Origin of the sequence: Methylocystis sp. ATCC 49242, from assembly GCF_000188155.2 — a bacterium.
In the GTDB taxonomy this organism is placed as follows: Bacteria; Pseudomonadota; Alphaproteobacteria; order Rhizobiales; family Beijerinckiaceae; genus Methylocystis.
Genome location: NZ_KE124774.1, coordinates 1,784,866 through 1,806,582, shown reverse-complemented (window position 1 = coordinate 1,806,582; position 21,717 = coordinate 1,784,866). Strand labels below are relative to the sequence as shown.

At 66.2% G+C, this 21,717-nt stretch carries 12 protein-coding genes; 10 read left to right on the top strand and 2 right to left on the bottom strand.

Features of this window, described 5'->3' with window-relative positions; translation table 11 throughout:
- Positions 1 to 2 precede the first annotated feature (2 nt).
- A complete protein-coding gene (locus tag MET49242_RS10990; protein WP_244430789.1) occupies positions 3 to 5,834 on the bottom strand; it encodes an MG2 domain-containing protein in 5,832 nt (1,943 codons plus the stop codon).
- 17 nt (positions 5,835 to 5,851) lie between these two features.
- Entirely contained in the window at positions 5,852 to 10,948 is a 5,097-nt protein-coding gene (locus MET49242_RS10985; RefSeq protein ID WP_244430788.1) for a hypothetical protein, read from the bottom strand.
- A 262-nt stretch (positions 10,949 to 11,210) separates the two neighbouring features.
- On the opposite strand from MET49242_RS10985, the gene MET49242_RS10980 reads away from it, so the two are divergent.
- The 10 genes from MET49242_RS10980 to MET49242_RS10935 all read left to right on the top strand — a co-directional run bounded on the left by MET49242_RS10980 (position 11,211) and on the right by MET49242_RS10935 (position 21,084).
- Entirely contained in the window at positions 11,211 to 11,615 is a 405-nt protein-coding gene (locus MET49242_RS10980; RefSeq protein ID WP_036282927.1) for an SH3 domain-containing protein, read from the top strand.
- A 337-nt stretch (positions 11,616 to 11,952) separates the two neighbouring features.
- Positions 11,953 to 13,608 (top strand): cytochrome-c oxidase, cbb3-type subunit I, encoded by a 1,656-nt coding sequence (ccoN, locus tag MET49242_RS10975; protein WP_036282925.1) that lies wholly within the window; start codon positions 11,953 to 11,955, stop codon positions 13,606 to 13,608.
- Between the two features lie 11 nt (positions 13,609 to 13,619).
- Positions 13,620 to 14,375, top strand: a complete 756-nt coding sequence (ccoO, locus tag MET49242_RS10970) for a cytochrome-c oxidase, cbb3-type subunit II (RefSeq protein ID WP_051134503.1) — start codon at positions 13,620 to 13,622, stop codon at positions 14,373 to 14,375.
- A gap of 4 nt (positions 14,376 to 14,379) precedes the next feature.
- Positions 14,380 to 14,577 carry a cbb3-type cytochrome c oxidase subunit 3 gene (locus MET49242_RS10965; protein ID WP_036282924.1) on the top strand — a complete coding sequence of 66 codons (198 nt, stop codon included), beginning with the start codon at positions 14,380 to 14,382 and terminating at the stop codon, positions 14,575 to 14,577.
- Entirely contained in the window at positions 14,561 to 15,448 is an 888-nt protein-coding gene (ccoP, locus tag MET49242_RS10960; RefSeq protein WP_036282923.1) for a cytochrome-c oxidase, cbb3-type subunit III, read from the top strand. Before MET49242_RS10965 ends, ccoP begins: the two co-directional genes overlap by 17 nt.
- A 149-nt stretch (positions 15,449 to 15,597) precedes the next feature.
- A complete protein-coding gene (gene ccoG / locus MET49242_RS10955) occupies positions 15,598 to 17,046 on the top strand; it encodes a cytochrome c oxidase accessory protein CcoG (protein ID WP_036287732.1) in 1,449 nt (482 codons plus the stop codon).
- Positions 17,047 to 17,067: 21 nt separating this feature from the next.
- A complete protein-coding gene (locus MET49242_RS10950; protein WP_158497288.1) occupies positions 17,068 to 17,595 on the top strand; it encodes a FixH family protein in 528 nt (175 codons plus the stop codon).
- Positions 17,596 to 17,609: 14 nt separating this feature from the next.
- Positions 17,610 to 19,856: a heavy metal translocating P-type ATPase gene (locus tag MET49242_RS10945; protein ID WP_051134135.1), complete on the top strand. Its 2,247-nt coding sequence runs from the start codon at positions 17,610 to 17,612 to the stop codon at positions 19,854 to 19,856.
- Entirely contained in the window at positions 19,853 to 20,008 is a 156-nt protein-coding gene (ccoS, locus tag MET49242_RS10940; protein WP_036282921.1) for a cbb3-type cytochrome oxidase assembly protein CcoS, read from the top strand. Before MET49242_RS10945 ends, ccoS begins: the two co-directional genes overlap by 4 nt.
- Positions 20,005 to 21,084: an MFS transporter gene (locus MET49242_RS10935; RefSeq protein WP_036282920.1), complete on the top strand. Its 1,080-nt coding sequence runs from the start codon at positions 20,005 to 20,007 to the stop codon at positions 21,082 to 21,084. The genes ccoS and MET49242_RS10935 overlap by 4 nt, the downstream gene beginning before the upstream one ends.
- Positions 21,085 to 21,717: the final 633 nt, after the last annotated feature.

Genomic DNA, 21,717 nt, shown 5'->3' with positions numbered 1-21,717 from the left:
GGCTATTTAACGATCTCCACGCGCGCTCCCGTGCTCGCGCCGCGCACGCCTTTCTTGTACATCGTCTCGACCAGAGCCGGCGGCTGTGTGTAAGAGCCAGCCGTCTGCGCGCGCAGGCGGAAGGCGAAACGATAGTTTCCTTTCGGCAGCGAGTCGTAAGCATAGAAGACGCGATCGTCGCCGAACGAAACCCATGTCGGCGCAAGCGTCGGCGCGCTGGAGGGCTGCGCCTCGGCCGGCGCGGTCGCAATGTTTGGATTGAGCGGTTCGTAACCCGCGGCGAGCGGCAGCGATATCGCGACATAGGTGCGGTCTTCGGGATTGACGACCTCCGCCGTCTCCTCGACGACGTCTCCCTGCGTCACGCGCAGCACGCCGCCGGTCGGCTCCAGCTTCTCCGGCGCCGCGCCGCTCTTGACGCGCCAGCTCTGGCGCGTGATCGCGAAGCCCTCGCTCGCGGCCTGCGCGTCGGCGCCCGCCTCGGCGGGAACATAACGCGTCTCGATGAGCGCGATCAGCGGCGCATTGGAGTTGTTGGAGATCGACAGCGGCGCGTCGTCTTCGCTCAGGTGACGCGCGACAGGATTATTGGCGTCGATGGTGACGATTTGCGCCTCCGCTTCGCCGAGCCTGAAAGCGACGCCGATCGGCGCGACGGGACGCCGCCAGCCTTCCGCCAAGGCTTCGATCGCCGCGGCGTTGGCGTTGGTCGCGCCCCAGCCGTCGCCTTCTCCAAGGCGCAGCAGCGCCTCGCGCAACACGGGCGCACGGGGATCGGAAGGCGCGGCGAGCGCGGCGGCGCGCAGCATCTCCGCGAGGCTGCGCGTCTCGGACGGCAGAATGACCGGCGAGGCGCTCTCCGCCGCCTGTCCCGCATAGACCTGCGCGCCTCTGCGGCTCGCGAATTTCACGCGACTCCACATCGTCTCGATGAGCGAGGCGACAATTCGCTGGTCGACATTGGGCAGACGTGCGGCGGCGCCGACCATTTCCGCGACGCTTTCATTGGGCAGGAAATCCGCGCGCCGGGCAAATTCCGAGACGTAGGATTCGTCGAGCTTGCCGCCCTCCGCAAGCGCCGATAAGGCGGCGACGCGCTCGCGCATTTCCTCGCCGCCAAGCAGGCGCGGATAGTCGGAGCGCAGCGATAGTTGGAGAATATTCGCAAGCCGGTCGGTCAGCGTCTTGTCGATCGTCTCGCCCGAGCGCTGCGCCTGCGCGAGAAACGCATACGCCCATGCGGTCAGCGAGACATTGCCCTGCGCGCGCGGCCAGAAGGCGACCAGCCCGTCGCCATCGATGGATTGCTCGATCTGCTGCGCCGTCGATTTCACAATTCCCGACACGCGATCTTCCAGCCCCGCAGCCGCGAGGATCGGGGAAAAGCTCTTCAGCGCAAGGCCCGCGCGCGCGACCGACAGGCGCTGCTCCGTGCAGCCATAGGGGTATTCGACGAGAGCGTTGAGCCCCGCGACGAGCTTCACCAATGCGGGGTCCGCCGCAACGATAACCTCTCGTGAGAATGTTTTTGCGCGCGCTGTTTCGCCTGCGGAGGCAAGCGTCCTGGTTTCGCCGGGCGCGATTTCGACGATTTCATATTTGCGCGTCGGTTCGCGATCGGGCTTGACCGGCAGGTCGATTTCGACGGCGTCCCTCGCGCGGTCCGCGTCGCGATCGATGCGGAAGGACAGTTTCGTGCTGTCTTTCGCCGACGCCGGAACGTCGGCGCGCAGATCGACGCGCACGGGCCTGTTCTGCGTCCATTCAATTTTGCGGCTCGTTTCCCCCGTCAGTTTCAGCTCGGGCGCTGCGATCGCCGCCTTGCCGGCGTCGCCGGGCCCTTCGACGACGCGCGCGACGAGGCCGATGTCGAAACTGTCGCCCGGCCGCACGAAGCGCGGCAACGCCGGCTGCGCCACGAGTTCCTGACGGATCAGCATCTCGCCGCCCGCGGCGCCGAAACGGTCCGGCCCGCTCACGGCCTTCGCGCGCAGCTTGAAGACGGTGAGCGTGTCCGGCAGCGACACCTTTATTTTAGCGACGCCGTCGGGACCGACTTTCACACTCGGCAGATAGATCGGAACGGGCGTGAAATTCTTGCGGACGGAAATATTGTTCTCCGCGCCCCATTCCTGCAACTCGCCGCCGTCGCCGCCGGCGATTTCTTCGAGCGGAATGACGCCGAAGGCCATGTTGCGCGTATCGCGCGCCGCCATTTTTGTCTCGCGCGCGACGATGAAGTCGGGCAGCGGATCGAGCGGTCGCTCCTTGGCGAGCGACAGCACCGCCTGATCGACCATCCAGAACGTCGCTTCGCCTGCGACCGGCTTGCCGGCATCGTCGGAGAGGCGCAGCGTGACTTCAACTTCCTGTCCCGGACGCGCCTTGCCGGGGTGTTCGAGCTTCACATTGACGATATTCTTGACCGGCGTCACCTCGATCCATTTCGTCGCCGCGATTGTGACGGGCTTGCCCTGATCGAAATTCGCGGCGGCTTGCGGCGCGCTGTCCTTCAGCCTTCCGCGCATGATGAGGAAATGGACCGCGAGTTTGGGCGTCTGCTCCTTCTTCACCGGCAGCGCATAGCGGCCGAAGCCGTTGGCTATGTCCACGAAACTGTAATCATAGACGCCGCCCGGCTGCTCGACGATCGCCAGCGCGCGCGCGTTCTGGAATGGCGACTGAATGATCAGCGTCGCCGTTTCGCCGGGCGCATATTTTTCCTTGTCGGTCGTGACCGTCGCGGAGGAAGCCGGCGGGCGCGCGAAAGTCACGGGCGTCTCGCCGCCGACGAAGAAATCGACGCTCACCTGCTGTCGGCGTTTCAGCCTGTCAAAGGCTTCGAGCTGCACGTCATAGACGCCGGCCTCCTTCGCCTCCAGTTCGATTTTCTGCGCGTCCTTCGCGCTCGTCACCTTGCGCTCGAGGATCGTTTCGTCCTGCACCTGCGTGACATATTTCGCCGCGCCCTGCGCGAAGTCGCTCGCCTGCAGCGTGGAAATCCAGTTGCGCCGGATGAGGCGCAAAGTCATGTCGAGGCCCGCGATGGCGTCGCCCTTGCCGTCGACGGCGATAATCTCCGGCGTCACGGCGCCGGGACGCTCGACGTAGCGCGGCGTTTTCACGCCGAGCACGAAAGGCGGCAGCGCGATGACGTTCTGCACGTTTCGCACTTCGATTCCGTCGTCGCCCGTAACAGTCGCCTCGATCGAATAGCGGCGCGGCTGCGCGGTGGGTTCGATCGTCGTGTCGAAGGTCATGCGCGCGGCGCCTCCGGCGTCGGTGCGCTGGTCGCGCTCCAGAATGGCCGTGGATTTGAACTTGCCCTCGCCGGAGAAGCGCGCGTCGGTCGAAAAGAGAAAGCCTTCCCGGCGCGGCGGCGTGAACACATGCGGGAACTGCGCCGCGCGCCATTTGACGGGCCGCTCCGCGGCGAGCCCGCCGGCGAAATAGCGCGCCAGGAGATCGACGTCGAAGGTTCCGTCGAGTGCGACGGTCTGCGGCGCATTGAGCACGACTTCGAAGGTTGGCAGCCGATAGGCTTCCTTCTTGAAGCTGAACTGCCCGCATGAGAGCTCCTGCCCGGCGTCGGCGGATTCGGTCTCTGAGGTTTCCTCGCTATCGCTCGCCGTTTCCGCCTTCGCCTTTTTCGCCGGCGCGTCGGGTTCGAACTTCACGGCGTAGTCGCCCGTCGCGGGCGTCTGCGCGTCGAATTTGTGATAGAAACTTCCGGCGGCGTCGAGCTTGACGGGGATACGCCACTCCTGATTGCCCGGGCCGGTGACGACGAGCGTTCCGCCGGTCTTCGTCAGGGTCAGCGCGCCGCCGCGATAGCTTCTCACAAAGCCCTTGATGTGCGCCGGCTCCTCGGGCCGGTAGATCGGGCGTTCGGAGAAGACATGGCAGAGCGTGCGCGGCTTCTCCGCGCGCGGCGCATCCGCGTCGCTGGTCCATGACAGCCATTGCGCTTCCGGCTTCGACCAGATTTCCTTCGAATATTCCGAAGGCGCGCTGTCGGGATCGATAACGAGCGTATCGAGCCCCTTGCTCACCACGACGCGACGCAGCTCGCCGTCGCCGCGCTTGCCCGGACTCCAGGAGAAGAAGCCCGAAGAGTCCGTCGTTCCATTCGCCAGCGTTACGAATTTGTCGTCCTTCACGCCTTCGATCCGGATTTGCGCGCCGCTCACCGGCTGCGCCGTCGCGAGCGAGGTGACGGCGAAGCGCACGCGCGTCGGCTCCTCGATGGCGGAGAGCGACAGGTCGGTGACCTGCACGCGCAGCCATTTGCGCTTGTCTTCATCGACCGTGCGCAGGCCGACGAGATAGGTTCCCGGCTGTTCGCGTCCGGCGACGCGCGCGAAATCTTCCTTGAGGTCCAGCCCGAATTTGGCGTCGATTCCATTGCGGCGGATCGGCAATTCGACGAGGCGCGACACGGCCGGCGAACCCAGGAATTTGACGCGCTCCCTGATTGCGTCGGCTTCTATATTCGCGCTCTCGCTCCAGCGTTTCGGCTCGTTACCCGGCAGCGGCGGCGCCTCGCTGTCGACCGTCTCGACGCCATGTTCGGGGAAGGGCCAGAAATCGCGCGACAGCGGGTCGATCGCATGGATGCGAATGTCCGCGCGGTCATAGCCGCGTCCGCGCAGCGGCAGAAGCTGCGGGCCGAGGCGTTCGACGACGCCGTAGCCGGCGTCCCATTGCAGCGCGGGCGTGTCGCGCGTGAAGGCGAAACGCTGTGAGAAAGCGCTCGCAAGCGGGCGTCCGCGATTATCGCGCATGGCGCCCGGCGCGATGGAAAGTTCATAAACCGTGTCGGTGAGGAATTTCGCCGAAACTTTGAGATGCTGACGATCGACCTCGACCGCGAGATCGTCGACCGGCGGCGTAACGCGCAAAGCCTCGCGCGCGCGCAAAATGTCGAGCGCTTCCGGCTGCGTCGTGAAGGTTAGTGTAAGACGGCGTTTGTTCGTCGGCGTATAATTAGTGGCGACGTCGCCGCCTTCCTCCTCGCCGCTTTCGGGTGCTGGCGGCGAGTCGCCGTTCGACTGGCAGCGCAACACACCCGCAAGCTTGTCGTCGCTCCAGCCATGTCCGCAGGTCGTTTCCGTCACGGCGAAGGGCGGAGCGGTGCGCACGCGCAATTCGTAGTTTTCGTCGTCGAGGCCTGGCTCGTCCGAGAGTTTCAGGCGCAGTATCGCAACACGGCCGTCGGAGATCGGCTCGCGAAAGCGCAGGACATAGGTCTGCTCGCTGCTGCGCTCGGCGCGTTCGAGCGGGCGAATGTCGAAGGCCGAGGCGCTAAGCATTTGCCCGCCCTGGGGCGACACGCCCGGCGAAGGACGCAGCTCGACCGTCATCAGCCGCTTCAGCGCGGCGACGTCGACGGGCTCGGAAAATGTGAGCGAAATCTGCGTCAGCTCGGGCGTGGGCTCGGCGTCCGCGGCCGGATTTGTCGATTTCGGAGTCGGCAGGAGCGCGACGAGTTTCGTTTCCGCGGCGCCGAGTTTCACGCTCAGGCGCGCAAGCGGCTTCCATGCTTCGGCCGGACGAAATTGCAGGGCGCGCGGACCGATCCACCGCCATTCGCCCGCGGGCTGCGGCGCGACGGCGACATATTTGCCGGGCGTGTCTTCCGCGCCGACGGCCTTCGGTCCGGTATCGGCGGGAAAGAAGATCGTGAGGGGATCATAGCTGCGCAGGAAACGATCCGGCGTCACACGCGCGCCGTCGGCGCGCTGCGCGCGATCGAAGACGGGCGGCGGTTCGGCGCGCACAGGCTGCGCGAAGGAGAGCGCCGCACAGAAGAGAAGAAGAAAAGACTTTTTCATCGAAGCGCCTTTCGGGCTCATTTTGCTTTGGTCTTTTTCATGCCGGCCTTGTCGAGCAGCTCGGCCACAACCTCATCCGGCGGCGCCGCTGGCGGCGGCGATATGCCGACAATCGCCGCGCGAATGGTGGTCGCGCCGGCGTCGGGCGGAACGCGCGCCTCGATGAAATAGCGGCCCTGCGAAAGCTTCAGCATTTGAGTCACGCCGTCGCCGAGAATCTTGCCGCTTGCGTCGAGCACGCGCGCGCTGACGCGATCGGGCGCGGCGCGCACGCCAATTCCAATATCGCCGTCGCGAGTCGTTTCGAAGGAGAAGAGCGCGCTCGCGCCGGGCGAAACGGCGACGGGATCGTTCACGCCCTCATGCACGGCGATCACCGGTTGCGCGGAGACGTCGAGCGTTCCGGACAAGGCGCCGTCATGAGGGGCGTATACGTCCAGCGTCGCTTCGCCCGCCGCCATGTAGCGATGGAGTTCGACGCCGGAGGCGAAGGCGAGCGTCTCGCGCTTTCCGTTCTGCGTAAAGGCGACGAGCGCCGGCGCATTGCTCGAAGCGCCGATCATCACGGGGGCTTCGCCTTTCAGGGTGAAGCGCATCGCCGCGCCTTCGAGCGCGACGCGCTGCGGCGGCGCGAGCGGGCGCGCCGTCGGCTGCGGCCAGGGCGCGGCGCCGCCGCGTTCGATCCAGACGGCGACGAGGCCCGGCTTGTGGCTGATGATCGCCTCGCCCGGCCCGTCGAGCGCGAGGTCGACGCCGCGCGCAACGCGTCCGCTTTGCGAAACGACGGTCGCGTCGGCGCCGATGACGATCATGCGGTCGCCCTTCTGCGCATCGACCGGCAGGGAAATTTCTCCGCCGGCGCCGAAGAAGCGCTTGAACGCGGTCTTCGCGTTCAACGTCGCCGCCGCGTCGGGGAGGCGCGCAATCCGGGCGGGCAGGGGCGCGTCGCCGACATTGACCAGCCACAGGCGCGCGCCGGCGCCATGCAGGATGCGCGCGGTCGCCGCGCCATCGCCGAAGATGGCGCGCGCGTCGGTGAAGGCGGCGACGCCGCCCGCGAGGTCGAGCGCCAGGGGCGCGTCGGATTTGTCGATGTCGACAGGCTGGGCGGTCATTGGCGCGATGACGCCCGAGAAGAGCGCGCCGCCGGAAACCGGAGCGCGCGTGTCGACATCGATGGCGCGTAGCGCGACGCGCATCGCGCCGGCGCCGCCAGCGTTCCACAATTGCGGCGCGGTGTCGCCGGCGAGCGCCAGCGCCGCGCCGGGGGCGACGCCCATGCCGCGGCCAGCCTCGATTCCCGGCTGCGCGAAGGCGGAGCGCGCGAGCCACAACCGTGTCTTGCCCTTAGGCGCTGCGAGCGGCGGCAGTTGGGCGCGCTCGTTCTCGCCGATGTCGAGCGAGATTTCCTCGCCCTTCCATTCGAAAGCGACGACGCGCGGCTTCGTCTTGCAGTCGCGCGTCATCAGCCACAGCGCCTGAGCTTGCGGGGCCAGGGGGCCGGAGCGCGCGGCGCGCAGCAGTTGCGCGGGCGCGGAGCCAGCGGCCACGCCGTCGGGCGCAGATAGTTCGACAAGCGCGGCGTCGGGCGTCGCCGCCTTGGCGACGCAAATTTGCGGCGTCACGCCGTCGACGATCTCCGGCGTTATGTCGCCGGCGCCCCGCGCGCGTCGATCGATGCTTCGCGCGGCGATGGCAATGGGCGTTGCGCCGCCTCCGACAGGCCACACGACCGCGCGCCATTCGCTCTTGTCGTCGGGCATGGGCCACGCCGCCGCGGGCGCGACGCCGCGTTCGACGCCGATGACGCGCCATGCGCCGTCTGCGCTGCGGCGTTCGATGGACAAGGCGACTTCGCTATCGGCGCGCGCGGCGACGAGCGCGAGTTCCCCCGGCGGCGTGGCGGGAAGGCGCAGGCGATGCGCGCCGGCGCCCGTGACGACTGTCTCGCCGCTCGACGTCAGAGCGCCATCGTCCTTTTCGTCCATCAGCGCGAGCCGGATTTCGACGCCGCTTTGGATTTCTTCCTCTGTCGCGTCCGACGCCGCGCTTTCATCGCCAGCGCTTTCGCTGTTCGCGCTCTCGTCGCTCGAGTCTGAGCCTTCGCCTGGCGGTTCAGCCACAACGCCGAGTGTCTCGAGTTCGAGCCGATAGTCTCCCGCCGGCAGGCGACGCGACATTGCGACATTCCAGTCGTCGGCGCGGGTCTGCAGGCGCTCGACGATGTCGCCCGTCGCATTTTTCAGCACGCCGATCGCTTCCTCGTCGCCAAAGCCCGTCACATCGACGATGGCCTCGTGTGCAAGTGAAAATGCGAGGGTCGCGGGGAGATCGACGCGGCGCGGCGCGTCGGGCTGCAATTGTTCCGACGTGAGTGAAATCTCGTAATCGAGGCGGTCATCGTGGCTGAGGCTGTGCGCGTCGACGCGATAGTCTCCGGCGGCCAGTTTTCCCTTGAAGGGGCGGTCGCCGACCACCTTGCCGATCGACTCCTTTTCGCCTTTCACAATATCGCCGATCATGCCTTCGCCGATGGTCAGTTCGACGTCGGAGTCGCCATGCAGCGTGAAGCGCCAGACGTCGGGCGCGCGCGGCGCGTCCTTCGTCTGCGGTTCGCGCCATTGCAGCCTTTGCGGCTTCTCGAAGGGCAGGGCGTGTGGACCATGGCCTTCGAGGTCCGCCGCGGCGACGACGGGCGTGAGGCGCATGACCATGCGCGCCTCGACATCTTCGGGCGTGACGACGAGGCGGTAGGCGCCGGGTTCGTAGCGGCGCGTCTCCCGTTTGAATTTGCCGGGCGGCGCGAGCGGCCAGCCGTCGGCGTCCTCGATGCGCGCGCGCCATTCGCGCTTCAGGCCGAGCAGGTCGATGCGATAATCGCCGGCTTTCGTGATCTCGAAAGGAACGACGGCGCCCTTGCCGGGTTCGAGCGTCGCGCGTGCGCCGCCGGCGTCGGTTACTTTCGCCGTCGGAGTCAGAATCGCGGGCGTGATCGAAAGGCCGAGATGGCCGGCGGATTCCTTTGCGGTGACGGCGGCGCGGTAGGCGCCCGCGCGCAGGAAGGTCGTCACCAGCCCGTTCTTGCCGGGGCCGTTCGCTTCGCCTTCGCCCAGTCGCGGCGTCGCGGTCGCGCCGACGCGCAGCGCCGTTTTCATGCGGCCAAGAGTCTCGATGCGGTAAAGGCCGCCTTCAGCGACGTCGAACCGCAGGTTTTTCGTTTCATCCTGGGCGAGATTGAAGAAAGCCGGGCGGCCTGCGGCGGCGCGGACGATCTTGCCTGTATCTTCGATCTTCGCCGATTCGCCGCCGTCGGTCGCCGGCGCGTCGGGGATGAAGACGAGGCCGATTGCGCGATCCTTTTCGACGGGCGCGATTTTAACCGTGACGACGCGCTTGTCGTTCTCGATCTTTTCGTCCGCGAAGGTCAGGGCGACGTCGGCGCCTGTCTCGTCGCGCGCAATAGTCTTGCCGGCTTTCGGCGTGCGCGTCGCCAGCGAGATTTCCTTGTTCGCATCCTGATGCAGGGCTAGCGGCGCCTTGTCGAGCTCCGCCGGCAGGGCGACGACGCGCGGACCGGTGAGGAGCCCCGGCGCGACATTGGCGAGGATGAGATAGGAACCGTCCTTTTCCAGCCGATGCTCGCCAAAGGAGATCGATGCGCGCGACGGCGGCGCGGTCGGCGCCGGCGCGGCGAGCCCGGGCGGACCGAGCGTGACGTCGACCACGCCGCCGGAGCCGTTTTGCGGCTCCAGCATGAGGAAATAATAGCCCGCGGCGAGATCGTAGCGGATCGCGTCCTTGCCGTCGGCGCGCGGCGCCGATGTCCCCAGCGCCGGTTCGATCGTCGCGCGCAGCTTCACGCCCTTGACTGCGATCTCGACGGGACCGTCGCGCGTCGCCTCGAACAAAAGGGAGGTCGAGCCGAGGACGTTGAACCTGCCGCGCCACGCCTTGCCGACGCCGATGCGCGGGGCGTCCGAGGCGATGACGCGCGTCTTGCCGTCCTTTTCGAGCCGCGCGAGGAGCGCCGTCGCCGGAGCCTCGTCGCCCCCCTCGCCCGCGACGTCTATCGAGACGAGATGCGGACCTTCGGCCTCGAATGTCTCGCGGTTCGACTGATGGACGGCGCGCAGATTGAACGTCTGTCCTTCCAGGCCGGAGATTTCCAATCGCGCCGACGCCTTGCCGTCGGCGGCGACGCGCGCAATCGCGACCGGAGCGCGGCTCGTCTTGTCGATGATCGTCGTGTCACGCGCGCTCCCGCGCCTCGCGTCGAGACGCGCGGGCTTCTGCTCGGGGAGTTCGAGACGGAATGCGTCGTAGCTCGCCGGCGCCTCGAAACGCGCGGCGCCGAAGGGGCCGATGACGCCCTCCGCAACGCCCGCCGCCAGCAGCGCCGGATCGGCGAGACGCAACATGAAAGGCTGCGTCGTCGCGCCGTCGGACCAGACGAGTTTTTCGCCGCCATAGGCCGTAACAACATAACGTCCGGGAGACAGCGGGCCTTCGAGACGCAGCCGCGTCATGTAGCGGCCGGGTTTCGTCTCGACGGCGCCGCGCTCGAAGGCGAGGTCGACGAGCGCCCCGTCGGATTGCCAGACGCGCAGGTCCCGCAGGGAGCGGCCGACGGCTTCGAGATAGACCGGACCCCCGGCGTTTACGTCGAGCGTGTAGGAACGCTGCTGAAGGTCGCCGAGTTCGCCGTTCTCAACCTTGCCCTGGACGAGCGAGGGACGCGACGCTTCCATTTCCGCAAAGGGCTCGGCCGCGAGCGTGACCTTGCCGCTCGCGCCTTTCGCGCCGGCGACGCGAATTTTATACACGCCCTTGTCGAGCAGCGCGTCGATGCGGCCGTCGCGCAGACCCGCAGCGCCAGCGGACTCCATCGGTCCGGCGATCATGTCGACGAGTTCGATGCGCGCGCCGGCGGGGCTCTTCGCCCGGATCGAGTAGCGCCCCGCAGCGGGGATTGTCAGCAGGCTCGCGCCATCACGGTCGGCCGGCAGATCTCTTGGCGAAAATTGCGCCGCGGCGGACCTCTGTTTCGTCTCCGCTATGGCGTCTCGGCCTGTCGAGGCCTGGGGCGAAAGGAGGGAGGCCGCGAGCGCGGCCATGAGAGAAAACGCAATTCGCCGCATGACGACACCATAAGAAGCGACGCGGGACAAAGAACGCTGAAACCATGCGCCGCGCGTCAAACATAGGGCGCGCTTCGGTGGAAAGTCGAGACGGGTCGAGCCCTTGTCTCTGTCGTCATTCGGTCGCACGCCCGCGTCCTTTCGAGATTTGAGACTGCGGCTTTTTCCCTTAGATTAGGAGCGCCGCTTCCGATTTGCGCCGGCGCACATCGGGAGCGGCGGCGACATTGGAGGCGATATGCGGCGTCCGCTGCTGGCGATCATGGTTATTCTCGCTGCGCTCGCCGCGGCGGGGCAGGCGGCTGCGAACATGCTGACCCTCGCCGAACCCGTGCAACTGCGCGCCGGGCCGGGCGCGCGTCATCGGGTGGTGGCGTCAGCGCCGGCGGGCGCGACGCTGGTGGTGCTGCGCGACGGCGAGCAATGGACGAAAGTCTCGCTCGATGGCAGGCGCGGCTATGTGGCGACGGCCACGCTCGTCGAAGCGCCGCCGGTCGCCGTCGCGCCCGCCGACGATCCCACCTGCGACTACGGCTACCCCTACTCGGGAAGCGGCCTGTTTTTCTCGCCGCCGCACACGCAGTTTCGTCACAGCGGTCTATTGGGATTCTTCCTCGGCTATCATCGCCGCTATCCCTGCTGAGCCGCATTTTCCGCCGCGTTCCGGCTGCGACATAATCGCGCGACGACCCGATATCGAGATCCTTCGGGCGTCGTGACGCGACCGGGCCGAACGCGTCAAATGCAAGCGCCGCCTAGCGCCGCGCATGTCGCAAAAATTTGATCTGTGACAATTGCGCGCACAAACGAAGCTTGGCTTTAAAATTTGATCAATATCAACTTCCGCGCTCTATTGCGCTGTACAATTCAACCTGTGAATCGAGGGTGAAAGAGTTGGCACAAGCCTCGCTTTCCCAAGCGGGGCCATAACTCTCGCATCCGCACGAAATTTTTGCGCAACCACTCGAGGACGAGACATCATGGAGCGCCCACCTCTGATCTCGAAACGCATGACCTTCGGCGAAATATCGCTGTCGGCGATCTTCGCGGCGCTCGCCGTCGCGACGGCCTATATTGCGACGAAAGCCTACACCCCGGCCTACGCCTTTCATGCGGCGACGTTCTCGCTCGGCTCAGTGGCCGCGGTCGTCGCCATACTGCTGCGTTACCGCGCGCGGCCGGCGACGCTCCCGCCGCTCGTGATCGACGGACGCCCGAACTATAATTACGGGCCGATCAAGTTCACCTCGATCGCCGCGTTGTTCTGGGGGATCGCCGGCTTCATCGTCGGCCTCTATCTGGCGCTCGAACTCGCCTTTCCGGTCTTCAATCTCGATTTGCCCTGGATCAACTTCGGCCGCCTGCGGCCGCTGCACACATCCGCGGTGATCTTCGCCTTCGGCGGCAACGTGCTGCTCGCGACGTCCTTTTACGTCATGCAGCGCACGAGCCGCGCGCGCATCGCGGGCGATCTCGCGCCGTGGTTCATCGTGCTGGGCTACAACTTCTTCATCCTGATCGCCGGCACGGGTTATCTGCTCGGCATCACGCGATCGCATGAATACGCCGAGCCGGAATGGTACGCGATCCTGTGGCTCGTCGTGGTGTGGGTGACCTATCTGCTGGTCTATCTCGTCACGCTCGCGCGCCGCACCGAGCCGCATATCTATGTGGCCAACTGGTTCTACCTGTCCTTCATTGTGACGATCGCGGTTCTGGTGCTCGGCAACAACACCGAGATCCCGATCTCGATCTTCTCGCCGCACTCCGTGATCGTGTGGTCCGGCGTGCAGGACGCAATGATCCAGTGGTGGTACGGCCATAACGCGGTGGGATTCTTCCTCACCACCGGCTTCCTGGGCATCATGTATTACTTCATCCCCAAGCGCACGGGCCGGCCGATCTATTCCTACCGCCTGTCGATCGTGCACTTCTGGTCGCTGATCTTCCTCTATATCTGGGCGGGTCCGCACCACCTCCACTATACGGCGCTGCCCGACTGGGCGCAGACGCTCGGCATGGTCTTCTCGGTGATCCTGTGGATGCCGTCATGGGGCGGCATGATCAACGGCCTGATGACGCTCTCTGGCGCGTGGGACAAGCTGCGCACCGATCCCGTGCTGCGCATGCTCGTCGTGTCGGTCGCCTTTTACGGCATGTCGACCTTCGAGGGTCCGCTGATGTCGGTGAAGGCGGTGAATTCGCTGTCGCACTACACTGACTGGGGCATCGGCCACGTGCATTCGGGCTCGCTCGGCTGGGTGGCCTTCGTGTCCTTCGGCGCACTTTACTGCCTGATCCCCTGGGTGTTCAACCGCCAGCTCTATTCGCTCAAGCTCGTGAACTGGCACTTCTGGGTCGCCACGATCGGCATCGTCTTCTACATCACCTCGATGTGGGTGGCGGGCATCATGCAGGGCCTCATGTGGCGCGCGTATACGCCGCAGGGCTTCCTCGAATATTCCTTTGTGGAGACGACCGAGGCGCTGCATCCCGAATACATCATTCGCGCGATCGGCGGCGGCCTGTTCCTGATCGGCGCGCTGATCATGGTCTACAACATCTACCGCACCCTTGCCTCTCCCGCATTGGAGCCGACGTCGGACATCGCCGCGGCGCCCATGCCTGCCGAGTGAGGACGAAAGACATGTCGCAATCGACTCAACACGCGCCTTCCTCCGGCGGACTGCAAAAACTGCTGGAGACCAATTCGATCCTGCTCGTCGTCGCCATCCTCGTTCTGGTGTCGATCGGCGGCGTCTTCGAGATCGTGCCGCTCTTCTATCTGAAGAACACGATCGAGAAGGTCGAAGGGATTCGCCCCTATTCGCCGCTGGAGCTTGCGGGCTTCAACATCTACGTCCGCGAGGGCTGCTACACCTGCCATTCGCAGATGATCCGGCCCCTGCGCGACGAGGTGGAGCGGTATGGTCACTACTCGCTCGCCGCGGAGAGCATGTACGACCATCCCTTCCAGTGGGGCTCGAAGCGCAATGGTCCCGACATTGCGCGCGTCGGCGGCAAATATTCGAACGACTGGCAGCGCGACCATCTGCGCAGCCCGCGTTCGGTCGTGCCGAGCTCGATCATGCCGGGCTACCCGTTTCTCGCGACGACGCCGCTCAAATCGGAGCACATCGAAGAGCAGATGAAGACGCTGCGCATCGTCGGCGTGCCTTACACCGACGAGCAGATCGAGAACGCGCAAGTCGATCTCAAGGCGCAGAGCGGGCCGGACGATCCGGGCGCCGCCGCCATGCAGAAACGCTATCCCAACGCCGTCCTCATGGACGTCGCCTCCAAGGGCGGCGTGACCGAGGAGGACGCGCTCATCGCCTATCTGCAGCACCTCGGCGTCTCCGTGGACTTCAAGCTCTACGACGACAAGGCCAACATCAGGTGATCCCATGAACGGAGCAGCGGCCGAAGTCGTATCGACCTATGAAGCGTGGCGCGCATTCGCGGCGTCATGGGGTCTGATCTTCTTCGGCGTGATTTTCCTTGGCGTCATCGCCTACGTCTTCTGGCCCTCGCGCAAGAAGTCGTTCGATGAAGCAGCCGAAATGCCTTTGCGAGAGGATGACGACGATGTCTCAGGACGCTGAGCACGGAAAGATCAGGATCGACGAACACAGCGGGGTGCCGACGACCGGCCATGAATGGGACGGCATCGAGGAACTGAACACGCCGCTGCCGCGATGGTGGGTGTGGACCCTCTGGGCGACGATCATATGGGGGATCGCCTATACGGTCGTTTACCCGGCCTGGCCGACTTTTTCGGGCGGCACGAAGGGGCTGTTCGGCTGGAGCTCGCGCGATCAGGTGGCGCAGGAGATGGCCGATTTGCAGGAGACGCGCGGACCGATCCTCGCCAAGATCAAGGACGCCTCGCTCGAGCAGATCGAGTCCAATCCTGAACTGCTGGCGGCGGCGCGCATGGTCGGCAAGGTCGCCTTTGCGACGAACTGCGCCGCCTGCCACGGCGCGGGCGGGCAGGGCGCCAAGGGCTACGCCAACCTCAACGACGACGACTGGATCTGGGGCGGCAAGCTCGCGGACATCCGGCAGACGATCGAGCATGGCGTGCGCTGGGACGCCGACAAGGCGACGCGGACCTCCGCCATGCCGGCCTTCGGCCGCGACGGCATATTGACGCCGGAGCAGATCTCGATCGTCGCGGATCATGTGCGCACCTACGCCGAAACGCCGGACTCGGATGCGCCGACGGCTGAGGGCGAGAAGCTCTATGCCGAGAACTGCGCCGCCTGCCACGGCGTCGAGGGCAAGGGCAATCCCGAAATGGGCGCGCCCGCGCTTTATGACCAGGTCTGGCTTTATGGCTCCGACAAGCCGTCCATCGTCGCCCGCATCACCAATGGCGGCGGCGGCGTGATGCCGGCCTGGAAGGACAAGCTCGACGAAACGACCATCAAGGCGCTCACCGTCTACGTCCATTCGCTCGGCGGCGGGCAGTAGGCGCGACGCTTTGTCCGGCGTCCTTGTCCGGGCGCCCTCACGACACAATCTGCGAGTCGGAACTTTCCGACTTGCAGCAGGGCGACGACCGTATCGCCGACGGACGAGGCGCGTGGCGCGGAGTCCGAGACACAGCAGAGTATCCGCTCATGTCCAGCGCAGACGCACATCAACCGCTCCTGGATGAACCCTTCGTCGAGCCCGAGAAGAGGATTTATCCCAAGAAGGTCGACGGCCAGTTCCGTCGCATCAAATGGGGCATCCAGTTCGCGACCCTCGCGATCTATTATTTCCTTCCCTTCGTGCGCTGGGATCGCGGGCCGAATGCGCCGTCGCAGGCCGTGCTCGTCGATTTCCCGCATCGGCGCTTCTATTTCTTCTTCATCGAGATCTGGCCGCAGGAAGTCTATTACGTCACGGGCCTCCTGATCCTCGCCGCGCTCGTGCTTTTCCTGATGAACGCCGTCGCGGGCCGCATCTGGTGCGGGTACATGTGTCCGCAGACGGTGTGGACCGATTTCTTCATGACCACGGAGCGCTGGATCGAAGGCGACTCGCGCGAGCGCATGAAGCTCGACTCCGGGCCGTGGACTTTCGAAAAGATCCGCAAGAAGGTCTCGAAACACTTCGTCTGGCTGCTCATCGCCTGGTGGACCGGCGGCGCCTGGGTGCTCTACTTCGCCGATGCGCCGACGCTCGTCTATGAGCTTGCGACCTTCCAGCCCGGCGCCGGCGAGGCCTATCTCTGGATCGGCATCCTCACCTTCACGACCTATGTCTTCGCGGGCGTGATGCGCGAGAAGCTTTGCCTGCACGCCTGTCCGTGGCCGCGCATTCAGGCGGCGCTGACCGACGAATATGCGCTCAACGTCACCTATCGCTACGATCGCGGCGAGCCGCGCATGTCGCTCAAGCAGGCGACCGCCGCGCGGGCCGCAGGGGCGCTGGCGGGCGATTGCGTCGACTGCGGCCAGTGCGTGGCGGTCTGTCCGACGGGCGTCGACATCCGCCAGGGGGCGAATCTCGGCTGCATCCAGTGCGGCCTGTGCATCGACGCCTGCGACGCCGTCATGGAGAAGGTTCACCGGCCGGCGCGCCTCATCGGCTATGACACGGAGATGAACATCAAGCGGCGCGAATGCGGCGAGACCTCGATCTATCGTCCCATCCGTGTGCGCACTGTCGCTTACGCCATTCTCATTCTCGCCATCGGCGGCTTCATGTCGGTGACGCTTGCGACGCGCGGCGACATGAGCGTCAGCGTGCTGCATGACCGCAATCCGCTCAGCGTTCGCCTGAAGGACGGCGGCGTGCGCAACGGTTATACTGTTCGCTTCTCCAACAAGAAGTCCGAACCGCGTCACTTTACCCTCGCCGTTGCCGGCGTCGACGCGCGCGCCGACGTCGTCGGGGTCGAACCCGACGCCAGCGGCCGCGTCGTCATCGAAGTCGGGCCGGATCAAACGCGCGAGACGCGCGTTCTACTTGCAACCCGCGGCGCGGCGGAGAAAAAGGGACAGACCCCCGTCGTCTTCACCGTGAAGGACATCGACAGCGGCGCGACAATCGACGCCAAGGATGTCTTCGTATGGCCGTGAGGTAGAAACATGAGCCTCGCCATGAGCAATATGCGCAGATCAAGGCCGGAGCCACAGACCGATTACGAAGCCGGCGGCCGGCCGCTCAATGGATGGAAGGTGCTGGCGATGCTCGTCGGCTTCTTCGTCTTCGTCAGCAGCGTCAATGGCGTAATGATCTATTACGCCATCAAGACCTTCTCCGGCGAAGTCGTCGCCCATCCATATGAGCGCGGCCTCGCCTACAATCGCGACATTGCGCAGGCGCGCGCGCAGGCGGCGCGGGACTGGAAGGTGGATGTGGAGTTGACGCGCAACGCCGACATGACGGAAATCCTCGTCACCGCGCGCGACGCGAATGGCGCCGAAATCACAGGCGTCGAGATGAACGCCGCTTTCGCCGCGCCGGCTGACCTCTCCAGGGACGTTCGCCTCAGGCTCGAGGAGACGGCGCCGGGCCGTTTCGCCGGGAGGGCGGCGTTGCCTGCGGGTCAAAGAGATCTGGAGCTCAGCGCCAATCTCGGCGGCGCGCAGGTCTTCCGCTCCAGGAACCGCGTCGAGGTGAAATAGCAAGAGGGCGCGAAATGGCTGCTGCTTTCGACTTTGAAGCTTTCGTCACGCGCGCCGGGGACGGCGCGCGGCGCTTCGAGGCCGCCATCGACGGCATGACCTGCGCCGCCTGCATAGGCGAAATCGAAAGCGGCTTGCGCGACCTTCCCGGACTGGAGTCGGCGCGCGTCAATTACACCAACCGCCGCCTTGCGCTCGAGTGGCGCGATGACGGCTTCGACCTTGCGGGCGTCTTCGAGCGCCTGCGACGTATGGGCTACACGCTGCATCCTTTCGAGCTTGCGGAAAGCGAGCGGGAGGAAACGGAGACCTCGCGCTGGCTGCTCAGATGCCTCGCCATCGCCGGCTTCGCGTCGATGAACATCATGCTGCTCTCCGTCGGCGTGTGGGTAGGCGGCGACATCGATCCCGAGACGCGCGATCTTTTCCATGGCGTCTCGGCGCTGATCGCCCTGCCGGCGGCGGCCTTCGCGGGTCAGCCGTTTTTCAGAAGCGCCTTCGCCGCGCTTCGGGCCGGGCGCCTCAATATGGACGTGCCGATTTCGCTCGGCGTGCTGCTCGCGCTCGGCATGTCGGTCTATGAGACGGTGACCCACGCGGAGCACGCCTATTTCGACAGCGCGGCGATGCTGCTGACCTTCCTGCTGCTGGGGCGCTTTCTCGATCACGCCATGCGCCGCAAGACGCGCGCCGTCGCCGCCAATCTCGCGGCCCTGCGCGCGCCGCTCGCCTGCAGATTGTCGGCGGAAGGCGCGGAGACGCTCGTGCCGCTCGCGCAGATCAGGCCCGGCGACGTCGTGCTCGTGCGTCCCGGCGAGCGTTTGCCGGTGGACGGCGTCGTAGCCTCGGGCGCCTCGCAGCTCGACGAAAGCCTCATCACCGGCGAGACGGATCGCCGCGCGGTCGCTGCGGGCGATCAGGTCTACGCCGGCAGCATGAATTACGACGGCGCCCTCATGCTGCGCGTGGCCGCCGCTGGCGGCGCCACTTTGCTCGACGACATCGAGCGGCTGCTGGAGAAAGCCACCAACGCCCGCTCGCGCTATGTGCGGCTCGCCGATCGCGTGTCGCGGCTCTATGCGCCGATGGTGCATGTCGCGGCTTTGGCGACGGCGCTGTTCTGGCTCGCGCGCGGCGCGACTTTCCACGACGCGCTGGTGACGGCGATCTGCGTGCTCATCATCACCTGTCCCTGCGCGCTGGCGCTCGCCGTGCCGGCCGTGCAGGTCGTCACGAGCGGGGCGCTCTTCCGCTCGGGCGTGCTGCTCAACAGCGCCGACGCCATCGAGCGTCTGGCCGAGGCCGACGCCATCGTTTTCGACAAGACCGGCACGTTGACCGCGCCGGAGCCGCGCGTCGTCAACGCGGCTGAAATCGACGCGTCCACGCTCGATCTCGCCGCGCGTCTCGCCCGCGCGAGCAGCCATCCGCTCGCTCGCGCGGTCGCGCAGGAGCGGCCCGCCGCCGCGGCGCTGGAGGCGCGCGAGGCGCATGGGCTCGGCGTCGCGGCGCTGGTCGATGGGACCGAGGCGCGGCTGGGTTCGCCGAATTATTGCGGGATGGCGGAAGAAGTCGCGCGGTTGGGCGCGCTCGACGCCGACATTTCGCTCGTCGCTTTCCGTCATGACGACACGCGCGCGCTGTTTCAGGTGCGGCAGGTCTTGCGCAGCGACGCGGTCGGGTCCGTCGCCAATCTGAAAGCGCGCGGCTTCTCGATTGAAATCCTCTCCGGCGACCGCGCTGAGGCTGTCGAAAAGGTCGCCCGCGCGCTCGATGTCGCCGACTGGCGCGGCGCGCTGAGGCCCGCCGACAAGGTCGCGCGGCTCGACGCGCTGCGCGCGGAAGGGCGCAAGGTTCTCATGATCGGCGACGGGCTGAACGACGCGCCGGCCTTGGCGAGCGCTTACGTCTCGATTTCGCCCATCGACGCGACGCAGATCACCCAGGCCGCCGCGGACGCCGTGTTTCTCGGCGAACGCCTCGCGCCCGTGCTGACGACGATCGATCTCGCGCGCCGCGCCCGCGCGCTGATGCGGCAGAACCTCGGGCTTTCGGTTCTCTACAATGTGCTCGCCGTGCCGCTCGCCATGGCGGGGCTTCTCACGCCGCTCATCGCCGCCGCCGCCATGTCGGGCTCGTCGATCCTCGTCACGCTCAATGCGATGCGCGGGGGCAAGGCCTCGACCGCAGGAAACCAGCCGGCGGAGGGGATAAGCTCGCGCCGCGACGCCTTCGCCCAATATGAGGCGCCGGCGGAATGACCGTTCTCCTCTTCCTCATTCCGCTCGCCGTGCTGCTCGGCCTCGTCGCTCTCGTCGCCTTCATGTGGTCGTTGAGAAGCGGACAATTCGACGATCTCGACGGCGCGGCGCATCGCGTGCTGATGGACGACGACATCGAGGACGAGAAGTGAGCGTCGATCAAATCGACGAAGACGCCATGCGCGTCGGGCGCCTCGCCTGCGCCTGTCCGCCCGGCGCCGACCGTGAAGCCGTCACCGACAATCGCGCGATCCTCGCGGCGGGCTTCGGCCTCGCGGTTCTGGCGCAGGCGCTGACGCTGACGGTTCTGCCGGAGCAGAGCCGACTTCTTGCGCCGACGGCCGAGCGCATGGGCTGGCCTTTCGCGCTGCTGCTCATCGGCGCGGCGCTGGCGACCTTTCCGGCGGCGATGCTCGTGGACGCTTTCGGCCGTCGCGCGGCTTTCGGCCTCGGCGCGAGTCTCGGCGCGGCGGGCGGGGCGCTTTGCGCCTTCTCGCTGACGCGGGGGAATTTCTTCGCTCTCTGCCTCGGCGCCTTCTGGCTCGGACTCGCGCAGGGCTTTGCGCTCTTCTATCGGCACATCGCCGCGCAGGGCTCCGCGCGCGGCGGGCTCGTCGTGCTCGCGGGCGGGGCGGGGGCGGCGCTGGCGGCGCCGCTTGTCGTCTCCGTCACGGGAAGCCCCGGGGCGACGCTGCTTGCCGCTGCGGCGCTACATATCGTGGCGCTCGCCCTGTCGGTGCGATTGCCGCACGCGCTGCGCGGCGAGGCCGCTTCGCACGCGCAGGGGCGGCTGTCCGGGCGCTTCGCGCTCGCCACGCTCGCCGGCGCGGTCGCCTGGTTCGCCATGGCGGCGGGCATGCTGCATGGGCCGCTGACGCTCGCCGTCTGCTCCGCCGGGCCGGCTCTCATCGGCAGCGCGATGGGCTGGCATCTCTTCGCGATGTATGGGCCGGCCGCGCTCGCCGCGCGCTGGCCATCGCTGTTTCCGCCCATTCCCGTCGCGGCGGCCGGGCTCCTCATCATGTTCGCCGGCGCGGGCGCAATTTACGCGGGCGCCTCGATTGCGAGCGTTGCGGCGGGGCTCATCGCCATCGGCGTCGGCTGGTCGCTCGTCAATGTCGCGACGCTGCGGATGCTTCATGAAGCGGCGCGTCCGCCGCGCGCCGCTCTCGCGCTGCACGACTTCTGCCTGCTCGGCGCGGCGGCGGCAGGCGCGCTCATGTTCTGAACGATTTTTCGGAGTTCCGTCCTCTCGTCACGGAGGGGAGCCGGATTTGCGCCGGAGACCTGTGGCGGGTCTGTGGGAAGATTCCCTGAATTGTTTGCACATTTGATCGTAGTTCCAAATCGCGGCTCCGATATGTTTGAGCCTGCCCCATCCCAAGGCGCACATCGCCTCAGCCACGCGCTTCCACAGAGCCGGCGGCGCCAAATGGATCCAGCCCACCAACGCGATTGATGCAAATTCATCGTTGTCCACTCGGCGTGTCCACTTCGCGTCGGCGCGGTTCAATCCAAACTCCACCATGCCCGCTTCCGCAAAGTCGTCATGGGAAGAAAGTCTGCTAACCCCTCGCCGGCCATAACGTCCCGCCTATTATCGGTGAATCGCACGTCGAAAATATGAAAAGGCTCGATTCCCGCCTTTCGGCATTCATGCAGAAAAACCGTAATCCATTTCGAGCTATTTCGGATGGAGCTGATGAGCCCGAATTCTCCGCCGCTCCCTTACTTGAAATCGGGCTTTTTGCTTGTGGATGCGGCTTCGGTTTTGAAAGTCGCGGCCGCTACATCCCGCCTTCATGACCGGGGTTTGCTCGCGCGTCACTCGCGGGCTTGCGGTTCTCGAAACAGGTGATTG